Source organism: Trinickia sp., from assembly GCF_057351765.1.
In genome coordinates this window covers 1-19815 of the sequence record NZ_JBMRBK010000037.1, presented here as the reverse complement: position 1 = coordinate 19815, position 19815 = coordinate 1, and the positions used below count along the sequence as shown (strand labels likewise).

Here is a 19815-nt window from a genome sequence, read left to right as displayed (position 1 = left end):
CGATCTGGGGGCAGTTTTACCCTCCGCAAGCCTTGCCGGCCACCATATTTTCTATTGACCTGATTGTCGAAAGGGTCGTTCCATCCCCCGTACACGCGAAAAAACGAAAAAAAGCCCGCCTGAAAAGGCGGGCTGAATCGCTGTTGCCTGGTCGCTGGAAAGGCGGGCGCCTTATTCGACGTGCTCGCCGTGCAGGACGACGTCGAGACCCTCGCGCTCTTCCTCCTCGGCAACACGCAGGCCGATGACCATATCGATGACCTTGAGCAGCACGAAGCTGACGACACCGCTATAGGCCACCGTCGTGAGCACCCCTTTCGCCTGCAGAATCAGGCTGCCGTCCATGCCGCCGATGTCCTTGACCGCGAAGACGCCGGTCAGGAGCGCGCCGAGAATACCGCCCACGCCGTGCACACCGAAGCAATCGAGCGAGTCGTCGTAGCCGAGCTTCATCTTGAGCCAGGTGGCCGACCAGAAGCAGACGACACCCGCCGCGATGCCAATGGCGAGCGCACCGCCCACGCCGACGAAACCGGATGCCGGCGTGATCGCTACGAGACCGGCAACGGCGCCGGATGCGATGCCGAGCGCCGACGGCTTGCCCTTGGCGATCCATTCGACGAACATCCACGCGAGCGCGGCGCAGGCAGTGGCGATCTGCGTCGTCAGCATCGCGAAACCGGCACGGCCGTCGGCCGCCACGGCGGAGCCCGCGTTGAAGCCGAACCAGCCCACCCACAGCATGGCCGCGCCGATCAGCGTGAGTACGAGGTTGTGCGGTGCCATCGCTTCGCGACCGTAGCCGACGCGCTTGCCCAGCACGAGGGCGCAAACGAGCCCGGCAACACCGGCGTTGATGTGCACGACCGTGCCGCCCGCGAAATCGAGGATGCCCGCGGCGGAGAGCCAGCCCGTCGGTTCCCAGACCATATGGGCGATCGGCGAGTAGACGATCAGCGACCACAGCGCCATGAACACGAGCATCGCCGAGAACTTCATGCGGTCGGCGAATGCGCCGGTGATGAGCGCCGGCGTGATGATCGCGAACGTCATCTGGTAGACGAAATAGACCGATTCGGGGATCGTCGGCGCGAGATGGCTCACGGTCAGCGTCGTTGCCTTATCGCCCTTGATGAACGCCATGCCGGCGAGCATCGTGCGCGACAGACCGCCGATGAACGCGTTACCCGGCGTGAAGGCGAGCGTGTAGCCGATCACGGTCCACAGCACCGTCACGAGACAGGTGATCGCGAAGCTTTGCATCACCGTGGCGAGCACGTTCTTCTTGCGAACCATGCCGCCGTAAAAAAGCGCGAGTCCCGGAATCGTCATGAACAGCACGAGCGCCGTCGAGGTCAGCATCCAGGCCGTATCGCCGGAACTGATCTTCGAGGAGTCGACGGAGAACGGCGCGGTCGGCGCGGCCGGTGCAGCCTCGGAGGCCGCGGCCGGGGCCGCAGCCGATGCCGGTGCTGCGGACGCGGGAGCCGCGGCGCTCGCATCGGCAGCCGGGGCGGACGCCGCGGCCGCGGGTGCTGAAGCGGCGGCGGCGCCCGACGCGTCGTCCGCGAGGGCGGCGCCGATACCGCCCGCCAGCAGCGAGGCGGCCATCGCCAGGGACATCAGAAATTTGCGCATCTTTCGGTTTCCTCTTATCGCTAACTTTTTGACTTACAGGGCGTCGGCGCCCGTTTCGCCGGTACGGATCCGGATGACCTGCTCGATCGGCGTCACGAAGATCTTGCCGTCGCCGATCTTGCCGGTGCGCGCGGCACGCTCGATGGCTTCGATGGCCTGGTCGACGATGTCGTCCGATACGGCGGCCTCGATCTTCACCTTCGGCAGAAAGTCGACGACGTATTCCGCGCCGCGATAGAGCTCGGTATGGCCCTTCTGGCGCCCGAAGCCCTTCACTTCGGTGACCGTGATGCCCGAGACGCCGATCGCCGACAACGCTTCGCGCGCCTCATCGAGCTTGAACGGCTTGATGATTGCGGTAATGAGCTTCATGAAAATCCTCTTTTTCGTTGCGAGAACCCGATTTCGTGCGGCCGCCGTGGCATGCCGGCCATATCGGCACCGCCGCCGCGAAATGGGGCGCCGGCCGATGCGGGTCCGAGTAGAGCAACTTATGTGCCATCACCTCCCTACGCGAATGGGCAGGACGAGAAGCGGACAAAACCTCTGAAAGCAGGCCGAACGGCCAGCGTCGGCGGGCCGCGCTGGCGCGGGCCGTCGATCGTTGCTAGAGTGTTCGCACGGTCTACGCTAGAGCGACGCACCATCGCCGCTCATGACTGTCTGATTCGGCGCACCGCGCGCACCGTTTCGGGTCATCGGTGCGTTATAGACGTTACTTTTCGAATGGGCTGCACTTTTTTTGTGCGTCCGAGGGGAACCATCATGAAGCAACCGAACGATATCTTTCAGGACTTCCAGGCGCGCATGAGCGACCTGCTCAAGCACTCGCCGGCGAAAGACGTCGAGCGCAACGTGAAGGCCATGCTCTCCCAGGGTTTCTCCAAGCTCGATCTCGTCACGCGGGAGGAGTTCGATACACAAGCGCAGGTGTTGCTGCGCACGCGCACGCGCCTCGAAGAACTCGAGCGGCGGGTGGCAGAGCTCGAGCAAAAGCTCGCCGCCTCGCAAGAATCCTGAGTCACCCTCCCTCTTTTCGCCCGGCGCGCGCGTAACGCGCTGCCGCGGCGTATCGCTCCTTGCCGTATCCGCAGGCGGCGCACCAGCCGCCTGCTTCATTCCCCGGAGAATCCATGTCGCTTGCCGTGGTGCGTTCGCGCGCGCCGGCTGCCGGCCGCGCGCCTGAAGTGACCGTCGAAGTGCATCTCGCCAATGGCCTGCCGTCATTTTCCATCGTCGGTTTGCCTGATCTCGAAGTGCGCGAAAGCCGCGAGCGCGTGCGCGCTGCGCTGCAGAATTGCGGCTACGAGTTTCCGGTCCGCCGGATTACCGTCAATCTCGCACCGGCCGATCTTCCGAAAGAATCCGGGCGCTTCGATCTTCCGATCGCGCTCGGCATCCTGGCGGCGAGCGGACAAATTCCCGCTGCGGCGCTCGGACCGCGCGAGTTTGCCGGCGAGCTTTCATTGACGGGAGCTTTGCGACCGATGCGCGGTGCGTTCGCGATGGCCTGCGGGACGGCGCGGCGCCGGCGGCACGATGGCGCCAGTCCTTCGAGCCGGGACACGCGGCGCGAGCGGACCGGCATCGATGGCGGCGTGCAAGAGGCCGCCGCTGCGGAGCCTGGCCCAGCCCTGGGCCTGGGCCTGGGCCTGGGCCTGGGCCTGCCGGAACTCTATCTGCCGCTCGCCAGTGCGGGCGAGGCGGCGCTCGTGCCGGGAGTGCATGTTTACGGCGCGCCCGATCTGCCCTCGTTGTGCGCGCATCTCGCTGGAGCCGAGGATGGAACGTTGCGCCCTATCGAGGCGCCCTCGCTCGGGGCCCACGCTTCCGCCGCCGTACCCGACATGGCCGACGTGATCGGGCAGCCCGGTGCGCGCCGGGCGCTCGAAGTCGCAGCCGCCGGAGGACATCACATGCTGATGGTCGGCCCGCCCGGAGCCGGCAAGTCGATGCTCGCGGCCAGGCTGCCAGGCTTGCTGCCGCCCATGTCCGACGAGGAAGCGCTCGCCTCGGCCGCGCTGCTCTCGGCGAGCATGCTCGGTTTTTCCCCAGTGCAATGGCGCCGCCGTCCATTTCGCGCGCCGCACCATTCGTCGAGCGCCGCCGCACTGGTCGGCGGGCGCAATCCGCCGCAACCCGGGGAAATCACACTCGCCCACCTGGGCGTGCTGTTCCTCGACGAACTGCCCGAATTCGATCGCCATGTACTCGAGACGCTGCGCGAGCCGCTCGAGGCGGGCCGTATCACTGTCTCGCGCGCGGCCCAGCAAGCCGATTTCCCCGCAGCCTGCCAGCTCGTCGCGGCCATGAATCCCTGTCCCTGCGGGTGGCGGGGCGACCCGGCGGGCCGCTGCCGGTGCACGCCCGATGCGGCCACCCGCTACCTGCGCAAGCTGTCGGGGCCGCTCGTCGATCGCATCGATATTCAGATCGAGTTGCCAGCGCTGAGCGCAGCGGAGCTGTCCGCCCGTGCCGGAGCGTCCGGCGAGCCCACCGCCGCTATCGCTCGGCGCGTCGTCGCGGCCCGGGATCGCCAGCGTGCGCGGCAGGGCAAGACCAACCGCGAACTCGCGGGACGCGAAGTCGACGAAGTGTGCCGACCGGACGCCGGTGGCGAGCTGCTGTTGAGGGAAGCGAGCGAACGCTTCGGCTGGTCGGCGCGGGCCTACTACCGGGTTTTGAAGGTCGCGCGAACCATCGCCGATCTCGCGGGCGATGCCATGCCAAACAGCGCGCATGTGGCCGAAGCGATCCAATATCGGCGCGTCGCGTCGCTGTCATGAGCGCCGCAGTGCGCGCGGCCGTTCATGCCCTTTATGCCAACGCCCCTAGCCCCATGTTTTGGTAGGCTTGACTTATACACATATCTGGATTTGCGATTGATCATCGCTGTTTTGAAGGCATCACCCGAGAAAATTATCTCAAGTCATTGATTTTTATGGGAGCTTACGCGCGAACAGCGAATGAATAGGTTGACTACAAGCCAGCCGGGCAAGCGTTTGCACCCGTGTTACACCGGTTTTCAACAAAGTTATCCACAACCTGGAGCAAATAGCCCGGAAAAACCGGGCGAAGCGTAGCCTTCGGTGGGCTCCATCATCGTCAGAAGACCTTGAACGACTGAAAAAACTGGTCGGTTTGCTCTTCGGGCGGCGCGTCGTCGGCTATCACGGCGGCTTGATAAACGTGCGTGCCCCGCGCTACGAGCCAAGCGTGGATGGTCTTGTGCCTGCCCGTCGCCCCCACGGGGCCGTTGACTTCCAGTTCGAGTGCGGGGACATGGCCGCCATCGGCCACCGGGACGTCGATAGGGCGCGCGTCCGGTTTTGCGCCGACATTGCGCGCCAACGCGTCGCGCATCGAGTCGAGCACCGCGCGCTGCAGCTTCGGGTCGTCGCTGGGCATCGCAACGGTGCCCACAGAGAACATGGCGTTCTGAGCACGGGCGGCCCGGACGTGCATCCGCATGGTAGTGCCTGCAATGTCGATCGGTCTTTCGTCGATCAGCGGTTTGGCCGGCAAATCGATTGTGTAGCCGTTCGTGTCGTCGGTGATGGTGCGCCAATCGTAGGCCGGCGAGCAGGCGGCCACGGTGAAGGCGGCAAGCAGGAAGAGCAGCGCGGCAGGACGGCGGGTCATTCGAAGCATAAACAAGCGGGATCCGCCTTGAACTCCTTGAAGTGGCAGCAATTTACCAGAAGCCGATGGATAGAAGTCCGGCGCACACGTCAGCGTGCCGTGCGCGGCACGCGCCCGCAGGCAAATGGCGTTAAAATTGCGGCGCCGTTACCGCGCTTCGCGCTTTCGAGGTTTCATCCATGAGCCAGACCCCCGCTTCCGCCCGCCGCAGCCCACTGCGTTATGTTGTGCTGGCGCTCGCCGCGGCTGCCATTGCCGTCGCCGGCTATTTGACGTTCGGCACCTCGCAACGCGTGCCCGACGCAACGTTCACACTGCTGTCGGGGCAGAAAGTCTCCACGGCCGATCTCAAGGGCAAGGTGTACCTCGTCAATTTCTGGGCAACGAGCTGCGCCACCTGCGTCAAGGAAATGCCTCAGATGGTCGAGACCTATAATCGTTTCAAGGGCCGTGGGCTCGAGTTCGTCGCCGTCGCGATGAACTACGACGCACCGATGTACGTCGCGAATTACGCGCAAACGCGCCAGTTGCCGTTCAAAGTCGCCATGGATGACGGTAGCGCAGCCAAGCAGTTCGGTAACGTCCAGCTGACACCCACCACTTTCGTGGTCGACAAGAACGGCACGATACTGAAGCGCTACGTGGGCGAGCCGCAATTTGCAGAGCTCGACAAGTTACTGCAAAACGCGCTGGGGGCTTGAGCGGGCTGCGCCCCACTGCGCTGCCCAAACGCGTTAGGCGAAGGTCGCGCGGCTCCGCTCGGAACGCACCCCTCGCTCAACCCGTTTCTTTTCCGGCCTCGCCGCGTTCGGCGAGGCCGTATCGTTTGATCTTCTCGTAGAGCGTCGCCTTGCCGATCTGCAGCCGGTCGGCTGCGGCCGCCACCGAACCGCCCGCCGCTTCGAGCGCATCGGCAATCGCTGCGCGCTCGAATTGCTCGACACGTTCTTTGAGGGGAGCCGCGGGCACGTTGGGGCCCTCCTCGCTCGAATCGAATGCGCCTTGTCCGTCGGCGATGCCGAGCACGAAACGCTCAGCGGCGTTGCGCAACTCCCGGACGTTGCCGGGCCAATCGCGTTCGATCAGGCGCGACCGCTGGCGCTCGGAAAGTACGGGCGCCGCACACTGGTAGCGCACCGCCGCATCGAGCAGAAAATGCTCGAAAAGCGGCACGATGTCTTCGCGGCGCTCGGTCAGCGTCGGCAGTGTGATCGTCACGACATTGAGCCGATAAAGCAGATCGCGCCGGAATGTGCCGGCTGCGACGTGCTCGGCCATGTCCCCCTTCGCCGCAGCCACGATGCGGCAATCCACGCGAATAGGCTGGTTCGAGCCAAGCCGCTCGAGCACGCCCTCTTGCAGCACGCGCAGCAGTTTGACCTGCAGCGAGAGCGGCATGCTTTCGATTTCGTCGAGAAAAAGCGTGCCGCCCGAGGCGTACTCGAGCTTCCCGATGCGGCGTTTTGCCGCACCGGTAAAGGCGCCCGGCTCGTATCCGAACATCTCCGATTCGAACATCGGCTCGGGCAGCGCACCGCAATTGACCGCAACGAAAGATTTGGCGCGGCGGGGCGAGAGCTCGTGCAGACAGCGCGCGATGAGCTCCTTGCCGGCGCCTGTGTCGCCGTTGACGAGCACCGCGGCATCCGTTGGCGCAACCTTCGCAATGAGGCGCCGCACCTGTTCGATCGCGGCACTTCGTCCGATGATGCGCGGCACGAGCGCGTCGCGCTGACTGAGCTCGCGTCGCAGTGCGTCGTTTTCGAGCATCAGACGCCGGCGTTCCAATGCCCGGCGCACCGTCTCGATGAGACGCTCGGAAGCGAACGGCTTTTCGACGAAGTCATAGGCACCGTCGCGCATCGCTTGCACAGCCATCGAGATGTCGCCATGACCCGTGACGAGAATGACGGGCACCTCCGGCACGTGCTCGCGGCAGTGTTCGAGCAGTTGCAGCCCACTGGCTCCGGGCAGCCGGATATCGCTCACGATGACGCCTGGCCCCGCGCCCCCTGCCTGGGCCCTGGCAAGAGCCACCTGAGCCGCTTCGACGGAGGGGTAGCCCGTCACATCGAAGCCGGCAAGCTGCAGGCTCTGCACGCTGGCCCGGCGCACGAGTTCGTCGTCTTCGATGAAGATCACTTGAAGACTGTCGCTCATCGCTGCTGTCGCTGTCATGCCGGATATCGTAAAAACCGAAGGAGAATACGCTGCACGCGCAGTGGATCAGCGCGCCGACGCGTCGCTCTGTGCATTCGACGCAAGGGCGCGGCGCAACATCAGTACGAAGGCCGCTCCGCCTTCCGGCATATTGCGCGCGCTCAGCGTTCCTCCGCAATCCCTGGCGATCGACGAGGCGATTGCCAGGCCGAGACCGAGCCCTTCTCCCATGCCCTTCGTCGTAAAAAACGGTTCGAACAGTCGCGGTAGCACATCCGCGGGGATGCCCGGACCATTGTCGCGCACCGTCAGCGAAAGGCTCGCGAACGACGCGCCGATCTCGATGCCGATGCGCGGGGCGTCGACACCGCTGACCGCATCGAGCGCATTGCCGATCAAATTGATCAGCGCCTGCTCCAGCCGCAGCTCGTCGCAGTAGGCAACGAGCTCCGGGTGCTCGGCCGCGAGGTCGAGCGGCTCGCTGCAGCCGCCGGACATCGTTTCGGAATCGTGGAGCGTGACATCGAGCACGACACCCTGCAACCGCTTTTGCAGCACGTTCAGCGAGTTGCAAACCGCTCGCACGACCGGCGCGCGCGCAGTGCGCGGCTGTGCCCTGCCGACGAAGAGCTTGAGCTGGTTCGTGATCTTGCCCATGCGCTCGGTCAGCGCCGCGATCGCCTCGAGATTTTCGCGCGCGGCGCCCTGCTCGCCGCGCTCGAGCAGCACACGCGTGTTGTCCGAAAAGGCTCGCAGCGCCGCCAACGGCTGATTGAGCTCATGCGTGATGCCCGCTGCCATCTGGCCCAGTGCCGCCAGCTTGCTCGTCTGGACGAGTTCGTCGTGGGCCGCGCGCAGCTCGCGCTCCGCGCGGGTCCGCTCGCCGACTTCCGTCTGCAATCGCGCGTTGGCCGCGGAAAGATCTGCCGTGCGTTCGGCTACGCGCTCGTTCAGTTCGGCATAGGCGGCTTGCAGCATCGCACGGCCTCGGATCATTTCGGCGAGCCGGGCGCGGCGCGTTCGCCAGTAAAACGCAAGCAAGCAGATCGACGCGAAGCCGAAGCCGACCGCCGCCGCTGCGTTGCGCGCATCGGCTCGCACCGGGTCGATCGCGGAGAGCGTAATCAGTTGCCAGGCCGGCGAGCCCAGCCACCGCCGGGTCGCAAGAAAGTGCGGGCCGAAGCGCGCGTCGCCGACGCGCACGATCTGCGCATTGGCATCGATCGGACGAACCGTGGCCATCGGCAGCTCGGCGATCGTCTGTTGGGCATATTGGCGTGTGCGCTCGATCGCCGCGGTGACCGACGCGGGCAGCGGCGCCACGGCACGGTACTTCCAGGCCGGCACCGAGGACAAAAAGATAACGCCATGATTGTCGGCAACGAGCAACGGCTCGCCCGCATCCGAGCCGGGAAACCATTCGAGGTTGAGCTTGACGACGGCGGCGCCAATGATGCGGCCGTCGCGATACACCGGCTGGGAGATGAAATACCCGGGCTCGTGCGAGACGGTGCCGATACCGAAGAAGCGGCCCACCTGGCCCTTCATGGCATCGATGAAATACGGCCTGAACAGGTAGTTGGAGCCGACGAAGGTATCTGCGAGATTCCAGTTGCTGGCCGCGAGACAGAGCCCGTCGGCTCGCACGATGTAAGTCACCGTCGCATGCGCATGCCGGTTGGCATCTTCGAGATAGCGGTTGGCACGCGCGATGGCGTCAGCCGTCGGGTGTTCCAGTGCTTCCTGGACGAGCGGGTGACTTGCGAGGAGGTAGGAAAGCGATTCGTAGCGATCGAGCGTGCTGCTCAATGCATTCGCCGTGCGGTCGGCTCGCACGGCGGCTTGTTGCTGGATGTCGTCGACACCGCGCAGCCAGGTGATGCGCCACGTGACGACGCATGCCGCGATGAGCACGGCGGCGAGCGCGAAAACGACGACAGCACGACGTTTCACAGCAGCGGATTCCGGGCGGGGATAAAGGGCCATTGTGGCACAGCGCGCGAAATCCGCCGGCGCCGGCCGGAGCGCCGGCGCATCGAGGTTCAAGCTTTGACCGCCTCGCCTACTTCGACGTCGCCGCCGCTCAGGGTGCGCTTGAGCTTCGCACGGTCGAGCTCCTTTTCCCATGCCGATACCACGACCGTGGCGACGCCGTTACCGACGATGTTCGTCAGCGCGCGGCACTCGCTCATGAAGCGATCGATACCGAGAATCAGCACCATGCCCGCGACAGGGATCGTAGGCACGACGGCAAGCGTCGCGGCGAGCGTAATGAAGCCCGCGCCCGTGACGCCGCTGGCCCCCTTCGAGGTCAGCATGGCGACCGCGATCAGCGTGAGCTGCTGAGCCAGCGTGAGGTCCGTGTTCGTGGCTTGTGCGATGAAGAGCACGGCCATCGTCATGTAGATGTTCGTTCCATCGAGGTTGAACGAATAGCCCGTGGGCACGACGAGGCCGACGACCGAGCGCGAGCAACCGAGCTTTTCGAGCTTTTCCATCAGTTGCGGCAGCGCGGCTTCGGACGAACTCGTGCCGAGCACGATCAGCATTTCTTCCTTGATGTAGGCGATGAACCGGATGATGTTGAAGCCCACGAGGCGAGCGATCGTCCCGAGCACGACGAGCACGAACACGATAGCCGTCAGATAGAACGTGCCGATCAGCTTCATGAGCGGCAGCAACGAACCGAGGCCGTACTTGCCGATGGTGAAGGCCATGGCGCCGAAGGCGCCGATCGGCGCGAGCTTGGTCACGATGCGCACGATGCCGAACAGGACGTGCGACAAGCTTTCGATGAAGTTCGTGACGGGCTTGCCGCGCTCGCCGATCGTGGCGAGTACCGTGCCGAAGAGCAGCGCGATCAGCAAGATCTGCAGAATGTCGCCGTGCGCGAATGAGTCGGTGAACGTCTTCGGAATGATGTGCAGGAAGAAGTCGACGGCACTGTCGCCATGCGCCGCCTTCTCGGCGTACGTGGCGACGGCCTTGCCGTCGAGCGTTGCGATATCGACATTGAAGCCGGCACCGGGCTTGAGCACATGAGTGGCGATCAGGCCCAGTACGAGCGCGAACGTCGAAACGACTTCGAAGTACAGGAGCGCCTTGCCGCCGACGCGGCCGACCTTCTTCATGTCCTCCATGCCCGCGATGCCGGTCACGACCGTACAAAAGATGATCGGCCCGATCACCATCTTCACGAGGCTGATGAATGCGTCGCCGAGCGGCTTCATGTCGATCGCGAGCTTGCTCGCGAAATGACCGAGCACGATGCCCGCGACGATCGCCGCGATCACCTGGACATATAGGATTCGATAGAAGGGTTTCTTGAGCGGGCGCATCGGCTGTCTCCTTGCTTGATTAATGGGTAGGGCCCGGGGGCCGCAGGCCATCTATCTGCAAGGTCGATGCCAACGTTAAGCACTATCTAACCGATTGATTTTTATCGAGTATTTTTCCGGCGCGGCGCCTTCGATTCCGGAGTTCCGGAATCGCGAAAGGAGGCCGTCCAGATAGCTGGACGGTTCCGTCCGTCCCTCAAAAGCCGGAAAAACGCTTTTTTATATTTCCGCCACGACACCGGCGCCGTGCGCCTGCAGATCCGCGTGGTAGCTCGAGCGCACCATCGCGCCGACCGCGGCATGCGTGAAGCCCATCTTGTAAGCCTCGGCCTCATACATCTTGAAAACGTCCGGATGAACGTACGCACGCACCGGCAGGTGATGTTCCGACGGCTGCAGATACTGGCCGATCGTCAGCATATCGACATCGTGCGCGCGCAGATCGCGCATGACCTGAAGGATCTCTTCCTCCGTCTCGCCGAGTCCCACCATCAGGCCGGACTTCGTCGCGACTTCCGGATGCAGCGCCTTGAAGTCCTTCAGCAGCTTCAGCGAATGCGCGTAATCGGAGCCCGGTCGGGCTTCCTTGTAAAGCCGCGGCACCGTTTCGAGATTGTGATTCATGACATCGGGCGGCGCGCTCGTCAGAATCGAGAGCGCACGGTCGAGCCGGCCGCGAAAGTCAGGCGTGAGAATTTCGATGCGGGTTTGCGGCGAAAGCTCGCGAACCTTCTGAATGCATTCGACGAAGTGCGCGGCGCCCCCGTCCCGAAGATCGTCGCGATCGACGCTCGTAATGACCACGTACTTGAGCTTGAGCGCCGCTATCGTTCGGGCCAGATTGAGCGGCTCTTCGGTATCGAGCGGGTCCGGGCGGCCATGACCCACGTCGCAAAACGGGCAGCGCCGCGTGCATTTGTCGCCCATGATCATGAACGTGGCCGTGCCCTTGCCGAAGCACTCGCCGATGTTCGGACAGCTCGCTTCCTCGCAGACGGTATGCAGGTTGTGCTCGCGCAGGATCTGCTTGATCTCGCTGAAGCGCGAACTGCCCGTCGCCGCCTTCACGCGAATCCACTCCGGCTTTTTCAGCTTTTCGATCGGCACGATCTTGATCGGAATCCGTGCCGTCTTGGCTTGGGCCTTTTGCTTCGCGCTGGCGTCATACGCGGCGGTGGCGGGCTCGCGGACGTCGGCGGCGCCTGTCGTGGCGGCGTCGGCCGGTTGGGCATGAAGGTCTGTCATTCGGTAGATCCAGTCGATGAGCGATGCGCGAGAGCGATGTCGAGGTTGGCGGCAAGGCGCGCGGCCAGCGTGCCGGCGACATCGCGCCAGCCGGCGGTGACGCCGAAGGTGGCCATATCCACCGTTTCGAGCCCCGCATAGCCGCACGGATTGATCGCGAGAAACGGGCGCAGATCCATGTTCACGTTGAGGCTGACACCGTGATAGCTGCATCCGTTGCGAATCTTCAGGCCAAGCGCCGCGATCTTCGCGCCGGCGTGCGTCCCCGCGCGTGACCCGGGCGCCACATAGATGCCGGGGGCACCGGCACGGCGCTCGCCGGCGAGATTATACGCCGCGAGCGTCTCGATCACGGCCTCCTCGATCAGCGTGACGAGTTGACGCACGAGAATGCCGCGCCGCCTCAGATTCAGCAGCAAATAGGCGACGACCTGACCGGGCCCGTGGTAAGTGATCTGCCCCCCGCGGTCGACTTTGACCAGCGCAATGGCAGGGTCCGCCGCCAGCAAATGCGCCGGATTGCCGGCCTGGCCCAGCGTGAAAACAGGGGGATGTTCGACCAGCCAGAGTTCATCGGCCGTGGCGTCGGTACGCGATTCGGTGAACTCGCGCATCGCGGTAAAGCTGGCCTCGTAAGGTTCGAGCCCGCGCCAGCGGACGGTCAGACCGGCGTCAGCCGTCGCCCTCGGGCTTTGCGGAATGATTTCCGGAGAGACGGCGGTTTCGGGGTTCGACGCGGGACACATGATTTGCGCAGTTTACCGGAATCGGACCGACGCCGCCGGGCCGCCACCGCGCCTATGCAAGCGGGGCGGCAGCAAGGCGCCGCCGCCCCGGGGCCGCGAGTCTGCATCAGATCGCGTGCCACTCACCGCGCCAGCGCGCGGCGAGACGCTCCGTGAGTGCACCGAGCCAATCCTGAACGAGCGCACGGCTCGTCAGCGGCGCGACGAATCGTGCCTCGGCCTTCTCGCTGCCTTCGACGCTGAGCCACAAGCGCTCGCCGCGGCGCAGATGCAGCGCAGTGCCGGGCTGGAGCCAGTAATCTTCGACGTCATTGCTACGCGTCACCCAGAGCGGCCCGCCCTCGGCTGTCAGCCGGGTGCTGTCGCCGATCAACATGGAAGCCGTTTCGCCAGGTTCGATTTCGAACGTGATGCTTGAGGATATTTTTCTCATGATCGTTTCCAAAAAGGGGCCTTCGATGACTAGAATCCTAGGCGTGGCGGACCTCAGCGTAAAACGATCAATTCTCACCGGTATGTGAAATAAATTCACAATGAACCTCCGACACCTCCCCCCGCTCAACGCGCTGCGCGTGTTCGAGGCCGCTGCGCGGCACGAGAGCTTTTCGCGCGCCGCCAATGAGTTGTTCGTCACGCATGGCGCGGTCAGCCACCAGATTCGTGCATTGGAAGAGCAGCTCGGCACCGCCCTTTTCGCTCGCGACGGCAGACGCGTCCGGCTCACCGAGACCGGCGGCCGCTATGCCAAGGCCGTACGCGCCGCGCTGATGGCGCTCGCCGATGCGACATATGACGTGCGCTCGTCCGACCGCGAGCGGCGCCTCATCGTCTCATCGGCTTCGTCGTTCTCCGCACGATGGATCACCCCGCGCATCGGCAGCTTCATCGAACGCAACCCGCAAATCGACGTCGAGCTGCTATCGACCAATGCCCTCACCGATTTCACGCGCGACGACGTCGATCTCGCGATCCGCTACGGCAGCGGACACTATCCGGATCTATATGTCGAGCCGCTGCTGGATGAAGTGTTCTTTCCCGTGTGCGCGCCGTCTTACAACGGTGGGGCGCTGCCGAAGACGCCGGCCGATCTGGTGGACGCGCGGCTCTTGCGGTCGGACGACGAGCTTTGGCGCCCTTGGTTCGATGTCGCGGGGCTCGGCAATATCAGCGAACCGCGGCGGGGCGTGCTCTATCAGGATTCGTCGAATTTGCTGCAGGCGGTCATCGACGGCCAGGGCGTTGGACTCGTGCGCCGGTCGATCGCCACGCACGAGCTCGCGGCTGGACGGCTCGTGCGCCTTTTCGACATCGATGCGCCGAGCACCGCTAGCTATTACTTCGTATGCCCGCCGTCTCTCATCGCAACCGCGCGGGTGCAGGCCTTCCACACATGGATATTCGAGGAGGTGGAGCGCTTCCGGGCGTTATACGTGAAGGCTTGCAGGGGCGCGGCTGGCGCGCAGGCGGCGGACAGTGCGCTGATTTCGCCTGCGACCGGCTAGATTCTATGGATGTCGGCGGTATCGCGAAAGTGCGCAAGGCTCAGAGCACGACCGACACCATAGGGTGCCCGGTGAGCGCGCGATAGATGTCGTCGAGCTGCTCGCGGCTCGTGGCGCGCACGGTCACCGTCAAGCCGATGTAGTTGCCGCCGCTCGACGCCCGCATTTCGATGCGGGACGCCTCGAAGGTCGGATCGAAATCGCGCACGACGGTCACGATCGTTTCCGCGAAATCGGGGTGGGACTTCCCCATCACCTTGATCGGAAAGTCGCATGGAAACTCGAACAACGATTCATTGACCGGGCTCATTTCGCGTGGCTCCACGTCACTTCTTGCTGAACATCAGCATCAACGAGTCCCAGATACGCCCACCGATGCCGGCAGCCGGCACCGGCTGAAGCGCCACGATGGGGAACTGGGTCAGCGTCTTGCCATCTCCGACGATCTGCACCGTTCCGAGCGGCTGCCCCTCGGCGATCGGCGCGACGAGCGGCGCATTCAGCGTCACCTGCTGCTTGACCTTGTCGCCCATGCCGCGCGGCACGGTGATGTACTGGTCGCTCTTCACGCCGACGGGCACGCTGTTGGCCGCGCCCTTGTACACGCGCGGCGTCTGCACCACCTGATTCGCCTTCACGAGCCGGACCACGTCATAAGCGCTATAGCCATAGTTCAGCATTTTCATGCTGTCCTGTACGCGCTCGTGTTCCTTTTGCTCGCCCATCATGACGCTGACGAGACGGCGCGATGCATCGGGCACGCCAGGCAACGAGCGCTTCGCCGACGCGATCAGGCAGTAGCCCGCCGCCTGCGTGTGACCCGTCTTCAGACCGTCGACGCTCGGATCGAGCCACAGCAGACGATTGCGGTTCGGCTGCTTGATCTTGTTATAGGTGAATTCCTTGACCGCGAAGATCGAGTAGTACTCGGGATAGTCACGAATCAGATGCGCGGAAAGCGTCGCCAGATCGGCCGCCGTCGTGTAGTGCTGCGGGTCGGGCATGCCGTTGACGTCGGCATAGTGCGTGCCGGTCATGCCGAGCTTCTTCGCTTCGGCATTCATCATTTCGACGAAATGCCCTTCCGTCCCGCCGACGAGTTCCGCCAGCGCGATCGCGGCATCGTTACCCGATTGCACGATCATTCCGTAGACGAGATCGTGCACGGTCACCGGCTTTTCGGCTTCGATGAACATGCGCGATTCGTCGTTGCGCACGCGCCGCACGGCAAGGCTCGGCGTCACGACCTGATCCATCGAAATCTTCTTCGTGTGCAGGGCCTCGAAGACGAGATAAGCCGTCATCAGCTTCGTGAGCGAAGCCGGCTCGACGCGTTCGTTCGCATTGCCCGAGGCAAGAACCTGGTTGCTCGTGGCGTCGATGAGCACCCACGAACGCGCCGTCACGGCCGGCGGCGGCACTTGCGCCGCGGCGCCCGGCGCATAGCATGCAGCCGCCAACGCGGCGGCGGATGCCAGTGTCGCAGGCAGCGTGCGGACGATCGAAGGGCAAACGAAAGACGAGGCAATGGACGGCATGCCGAAGAAGGAAGAGCGCATAGGATTCAGTTCGTGCGAGAGAAGTCAGCGTGGCGGCCGCGCCGCCCGGCGCAAAGCGAGCGTTGGACAGGCGGTGGCGCGTTCGGTTCGGCGCTCGAGCGCCGGATCGCCGAGCGGTGGAACGCCCGTCGCGCGGCGACGCTCGTGCAAAAAAATTGCGCCCATTATACGCGGCGCAATCGCGTCGATTTGCATTTTCCGCGTACCTGTGGCCCCGAAACGCCGATGAGCGGTACTGCACCGGCGCCCGCACCGGCTACCGCCACGCGTCGGTCACGATCCGCTTGAGGATATGCAGCTTGCGATGCAGGAAATGTTCGCCGCCCGGAACGACCACCACGGGCAGCTCCTGCGGCCGTGCCCACTCGAAAACGGAGCCGATCGGTACGGTTTCGTCCAACTCGCTATGAATGACGAGCGTGTTTTCCGGCACGGGCGCAACGTCCCAGCGGCTCGCGGCCGTGCCGACGAACACGATCCGCTCGATGGCGACGCCGGCATCGCGCAGCCGCGCCGCCACATGCGAGAGCACGACCGTGCCGAACGAGAATCCGGCCAGCACGAGCGGCAGCGTGCCGTGCGTGGGGTCGGCGCGCATATGCTCGAGGACCGCCATCAAATCGTCGCGCTCGCCGACGCCGTTGTCGTGCTCCCCCTGCGTGGCGCCCACGCCGCGAAAGTTCGACCGGTAGACGACATAGCCCAGTTGCACCAGGGTGCGCGCGAGCGTCACGGCGACCTTGTTGTCCATCGTGCCGCCGAACAGCGGATGCGGATGGGCAACGAGCGCCATGCCGCGCGGCGCATCGGCGGGCATATCGACGGCAACTTCGATCTTGCCGACGGGCCCGTCGATCAGAAATTTTTTCGTTTGGGCATTCATGGCGCGCGTGGTTCCGTCAATCGATCTTGAGCCGCTCGACAATCGTGCCGTGTTGGAGGTGCGACTCGACGATCTCATCGATATCCGATTCGTCGACATACGTGTACCAGGTGCCCTCGGGATACACGACGACGGTCGGCCCCAGTTCGCAGCGATCGAGGCATCCGGCTTTGTTGATCCGGACGTTGCCGGGGCCGGCGAGCCCCAGTTCTTTCACGCGCTTTTTCGCATAGGCCTGCATCGCCTCGGAGTTGCAGTTCGCGCAGCTTGGGCGATCGGCGCCGGGCTCGCGCCGGTTGACGCAGAAAAATACGTGGTACTTGAAAAAGGAATCCATGATTTCCAAAAAATGAAGCGGCGCCAGGCGGCGGCCGCCGCGGCATCGGCCCACGAGGCCCACGCAAGGCCCGGCCGATTATAGCCAGTAAGCGGGTTCGTCCGCTCGCGCAGGGCTTGCGCACGGTCAGCGCTGACGCCGACGCCAGCCGGCGGTCCCGTCTACGTCGAGCCGGTCCGCAATCAGCCTTCGGATGACGCCGACATCTCGAAGCCGGCATCGATGCGCTTCGATGAACGGGCCCGTCGGAACTGGGTCGGCGTGACTGAGGTCTGCGCGCTGAACGCACGGCTGAAATGGCTCTGATCAGCGTAACCGCACCGGATCGCGATCTCGGAAAGAGCCAGCGTGGTGTTGGCCAGCAAATCCTTCGCCCGGTCGACTCGTTTGCGCGCCAACCATTGATGCGGAGCATATCCCGTCGACCGCTTGAATGAACGCGAAAAATGGCTACGCGAAAGACCGCAATAATTGGCAAGTTCAAGCAATGAGACCTGTCCATCGAGGCGCTCGATCAGGTAGTCGGTGGCGCGCCGCATCTGCCAAGGAGCGAGACCACCGTTCACTCTGGCGAACCGAAGCTGCATTTTCCCGTACGTGACGGCAATATGCAGATTCAGCGCATATGAGACGTGCTCGACAAACAATTGGCTCGCGCGTTCCTGGTGCTCGAGCGCCGGAAGCAAGCTCGTCCCCAAGGAAAAAATCACCGGATCGAAGGTGTTCTCGTGAGGAGGGCAAACAAGATCGTTGATCCGCTGAGTGCCCGCTTCCCATGCGATTTCGTCGAACGCTGCGCGTGCGATATGAATATGCAGGCAATCGAATGTCGCCCGCATGTTGGCCCGCCACAACTGATCGAGGTTGTATATCGCGACTTCCCCGGCTCGATGATCCACCACCGGTCGAGGCTTGCCGTCGCACCACAGGTCCCAACTGGGCATCGCTTCCAGCATCAGATAAACGGCGAATGCGTCCTCCAGCGGATAGTCCGGAGTGAGACCGTGGTTGGCTACGTCGCATCGTTCCCTGTTGAGGAACATCGTCGACTTCTGCAACGTCGTCACGAACAGCGTCGGCGTGTCTCGCACACCGATGTAAGAGGTATGTAATCTTTCGCGCGGGTCCATTTCGTCGATGACAGTAGTTTGCGAAAGTTGCGCCTTCGTAACAACGAGCCGGCAGCACCATCGTGCGGTGCCCCTGGACACGGCAATGCGAATTGCATAGTGCAAGCCAGTTTACAGCCATTAAATAAAAAATAAGAGCACGCAGAGTCAAACACGGCACGCCGATTCAAGCCCGCCAGGCGCGTTGTCCGGATCATGGAACGCGTCCCGCCCCACTCGACGCAGCGTCCTTCGCGAAAGACCCACCATGAACCGTGCCGTTGCCCGCTTCTTGACCGCTTGCTCCCTGCTGGCGAGCTTATGCGCCTCTGCGCAACCTTCCCAACCCAATGGTTGGCGCGTCCCAGAGGCAATTGTCGCGCCGTCGCATTTCTCGGGTGTGCATGGCTTGGCAATCGACGAGCATGGCCGCCTGCTCGCGTGCACGATCATCGGCAATTCGATCTGGCAAGTCGACCGCACCACCGGCGACGCAAAGGTGTTCATCGGTAGTCCCGATGGGCAGGCCGACGACATGGCCATCGGCCCGCAAGGCCAGATGGCCTGGACCAGCTATCTGGTGGGCGTCGTGCACTATCGCGCGGGTGCACGTGCGCCGATACAGGTGGTGGCCAGCGATTTGCCGGGCATCAATGCCGTCGCTTTCGACCCAAAGACGGGCAAGCTCTATGTCAGCCAGGTCTTCGCCGGTGACGCTCTCTGGGAAATCGACGTGACGGGCGCCCATCCGCCTCGGCTCATCGCGAAGGACCTCGGCGGCTTGGACGGCTTTCAGGTCGGTGCCGACGGCATGATCTACGGCCCGCTGTGGTTCAAGCACAGCGTCGTGAGAATCGACCCGGCGAACGGCGCGCTCAGCGTGATCAACGCCGAATTCAACGCGCCCAGCGCCGTCAAACTCGATGCCTCGGGCAACCTCTGGGTCGTCGACGCGGCAACCGGGGAACTCAGCAAGGTCGATCCGGTAACCGGCCGCAAGACGGTGTTCAAGACGCTGAAGCCCTCGCTGGATAACCTCGTGCTTGCGTCTGACGGCACGATCTACGTCTCCAACTTCGCTGACAACTCGATCACGGCTGTCGATATGGCGAGCGGTTCGTCGAGGCTGCTGACCGGCGGGGTGGTTGCGGTGCCCGCCGGCATCAAGGTGTCGGGCGGCAACATGTGGCTTGCCGATATTTTCAGCTACCGCAAGGTCGATTTGGCCAGCGGCGCCGTGACAGACGTGATGCGCATGTGGGCCGCCGGCTCTACGTTGCAATACCCGTTCGCCCTCGGCCTCTCCGATAAGCTGGTCGTTTTGGCCTCGTGGATCACCGGCACCGTGCAGGTGCTCGATCGCGCGAGCAACACGACGCTCGCCACGACGACCGGCTGGCAGACGCCCTACGCTGCGCTGCCGCTCGCGGACGGCAGCGTGCTCGTCGCCGAGTTCGCCACCGGCAATATCACGCAGGCGAGCGGTGCGGGGTTCGCCACGCGCAAGATCGTGGCCACGGGGCTGGCGGGACCGGCGCAAATGACGCTCGGCCGCGACGGCGCACTCTACGTCACCGAATCTGCCGCGGGCGACCTTGCGAGGATCGACCTCGCGACGGGCAACAAGCGTGTGGTGGCCAGCCAGCTCGCGCTGCC

General features: G+C 64.0%; 19 protein-coding genes. 5 read left to right on the top strand and 14 right to left on the bottom strand.

Annotated features, from left to right (window positions below):
* Positions 1-171: 171 nt before the first annotated feature.
* The gene (locus ACO1XS_RS10030; RefSeq protein WP_440558794.1) at positions 172-1638 is read right to left on the bottom strand and encodes an ammonium transporter; all 1467 of its coding nucleotides are present in this window, start codon (positions 1636-1638) and stop codon (positions 172-174) included.
* Between the two features lie 33 nt (positions 1639-1671).
* On the bottom strand, positions 1672-2010 hold the full coding sequence (locus ACO1XS_RS10025; protein ID WP_020566534.1) for a P-II family nitrogen regulator: 339 nt from the start codon (positions 2008-2010) through the stop codon (positions 1672-1674).
* A 393-nt stretch (positions 2011-2403) separates the two neighbouring features.
* Here ACO1XS_RS10025 and ACO1XS_RS10020 point away from each other — a divergent pair, with 393 nt between their 5' ends.
* The gene (locus ACO1XS_RS10020; RefSeq protein WP_173255026.1) at positions 2404-2658 is read left to right on the top strand and encodes an accessory factor UbiK family protein; all 255 of its coding nucleotides are present in this window, start codon (positions 2404-2406) and stop codon (positions 2656-2658) included.
* Between the two features lie 113 nt (positions 2659-2771).
* Positions 2772-4424 (top strand): YifB family Mg chelatase-like AAA ATPase, encoded by a 1653-nt coding sequence (locus ACO1XS_RS10015; protein ID WP_486390585.1) that lies wholly within the window; start codon positions 2772-2774, stop codon positions 4422-4424.
* Positions 4425-4743: 319 nt separating this feature from the next.
* Here ACO1XS_RS10015 and ACO1XS_RS10010 read toward each other — a convergent pair whose 3' ends face one another.
* The gene (locus ACO1XS_RS10010) at positions 4744-5289 is read right to left on the bottom strand and encodes a hypothetical protein (RefSeq protein WP_486390584.1); all 546 of its coding nucleotides are present in this window, start codon (positions 5287-5289) and stop codon (positions 4744-4746) included.
* A gap of 170 nt (positions 5290-5459) precedes the next feature.
* On the opposite strand from ACO1XS_RS10010, the gene ACO1XS_RS10005 reads away from it, so the two are divergent.
* Positions 5460-5981, top strand: coding sequence for a TlpA disulfide reductase family protein (locus ACO1XS_RS10005; RefSeq protein WP_440560615.1), 522 nt, complete (start codon positions 5460-5462; stop codon positions 5979-5981).
* A gap of 76 nt (positions 5982-6057) precedes the next feature.
* Here ACO1XS_RS10005 and ACO1XS_RS10000 read toward each other — a convergent pair whose 3' ends face one another.
* The 6 genes from ACO1XS_RS10000 to ACO1XS_RS09975 form a co-directional block, all read right to left on the bottom strand.
* Positions 6058-7440 (bottom strand): sigma-54-dependent transcriptional regulator, encoded by a 1383-nt coding sequence (locus ACO1XS_RS10000; protein WP_486390606.1) that lies wholly within the window; start codon positions 7438-7440, stop codon positions 6058-6060.
* A gap of 66 nt (positions 7441-7506) precedes the next feature.
* Positions 7507-9426, bottom strand: a complete 1920-nt coding sequence (locus ACO1XS_RS09995) for a sensor histidine kinase (protein ID WP_486390583.1) — start codon at positions 9424-9426, stop codon at positions 7507-7509.
* 56 nt (positions 9427-9482) lie between these two features.
* Positions 9483-10778, bottom strand: coding sequence for a dicarboxylate/amino acid:cation symporter (locus ACO1XS_RS09990; protein ID WP_486390582.1), 1296 nt, complete (start codon positions 10776-10778; stop codon positions 9483-9485).
* 219 nt (positions 10779-10997) lie between these two features.
* The gene (lipA, locus tag ACO1XS_RS09985; RefSeq protein ID WP_331569365.1) at positions 10998-12023 is read right to left on the bottom strand and encodes a lipoyl synthase; all 1026 of its coding nucleotides are present in this window, start codon (positions 12021-12023) and stop codon (positions 10998-11000) included.
* Positions 12020-12769 (bottom strand): lipoyl(octanoyl) transferase LipB, encoded by a 750-nt coding sequence (lipB, locus tag ACO1XS_RS09980; RefSeq protein WP_331569367.1) that lies wholly within the window; start codon positions 12767-12769, stop codon positions 12020-12022. The genes lipA and lipB overlap by 4 nt, the downstream gene beginning before the upstream one ends.
* Positions 12770-12875: 106 nt before the next feature.
* Positions 12876-13202 carry a DUF2917 domain-containing protein gene (locus ACO1XS_RS09975; protein ID WP_486390581.1) on the bottom strand — a complete coding sequence of 109 codons (327 nt, stop codon included), beginning with the start codon at positions 13200-13202 and terminating at the stop codon, positions 12876-12878.
* Positions 13203-13302: 100 nt separating this feature from the next.
* Between ACO1XS_RS09975 and ACO1XS_RS09970 the strand changes: the two genes are divergently transcribed.
* A complete protein-coding gene (locus tag ACO1XS_RS09970; protein ID WP_331569371.1) occupies positions 13303-14271 on the top strand; it encodes a transcriptional regulator GcvA in 969 nt (322 codons plus the stop codon).
* Between the two features lie 40 nt (positions 14272-14311).
* Here the strand turns inward: ACO1XS_RS09970 and ACO1XS_RS09965 are convergent, their stop codons facing one another.
* The 5 genes from ACO1XS_RS09965 to ACO1XS_RS09945 form a co-directional block, all read right to left on the bottom strand.
* Positions 14312-14581 (bottom strand): DUF493 family protein, encoded by a 270-nt coding sequence (locus tag ACO1XS_RS09965; RefSeq protein ID WP_173255016.1) that lies wholly within the window; start codon positions 14579-14581, stop codon positions 14312-14314.
* A 16-nt stretch (positions 14582-14597) separates the two neighbouring features.
* Complete coding sequence (locus tag ACO1XS_RS09960; RefSeq protein WP_331569373.1) at positions 14598-15830, bottom strand: D-alanyl-D-alanine carboxypeptidase family protein; 1233 nt, start codon at positions 15828-15830, stop codon at positions 14598-14600.
* 256 nt (positions 15831-16086) lie between these two features.
* Positions 16087-16713, bottom strand: coding sequence for an alpha/beta hydrolase (locus ACO1XS_RS09955; RefSeq protein ID WP_331569375.1), 627 nt, complete (start codon positions 16711-16713; stop codon positions 16087-16089).
* 16 nt (positions 16714-16729) lie between these two features.
* Positions 16730-17050 carry a (2Fe-2S) ferredoxin domain-containing protein gene (locus tag ACO1XS_RS09950; protein WP_173255013.1) on the bottom strand — a complete coding sequence of 107 codons (321 nt, stop codon included), beginning with the start codon at positions 17048-17050 and terminating at the stop codon, positions 16730-16732.
* Positions 17051-17232: 182 nt separating this feature from the next.
* Positions 17233-18006, bottom strand: coding sequence for a helix-turn-helix domain-containing protein (locus tag ACO1XS_RS09945; RefSeq protein ID WP_486390580.1), 774 nt, complete (start codon positions 18004-18006; stop codon positions 17233-17235).
* Positions 18007-18568: 562 nt separating this feature from the next.
* On the opposite strand from ACO1XS_RS09945, the gene ACO1XS_RS09940 reads away from it, so the two are divergent.
* Positions 18569-19815: Vgb family protein (locus tag ACO1XS_RS09940; RefSeq protein ID WP_486390579.1), on the top strand; the 1247-nt coding region annotated here is incomplete at its 3' end.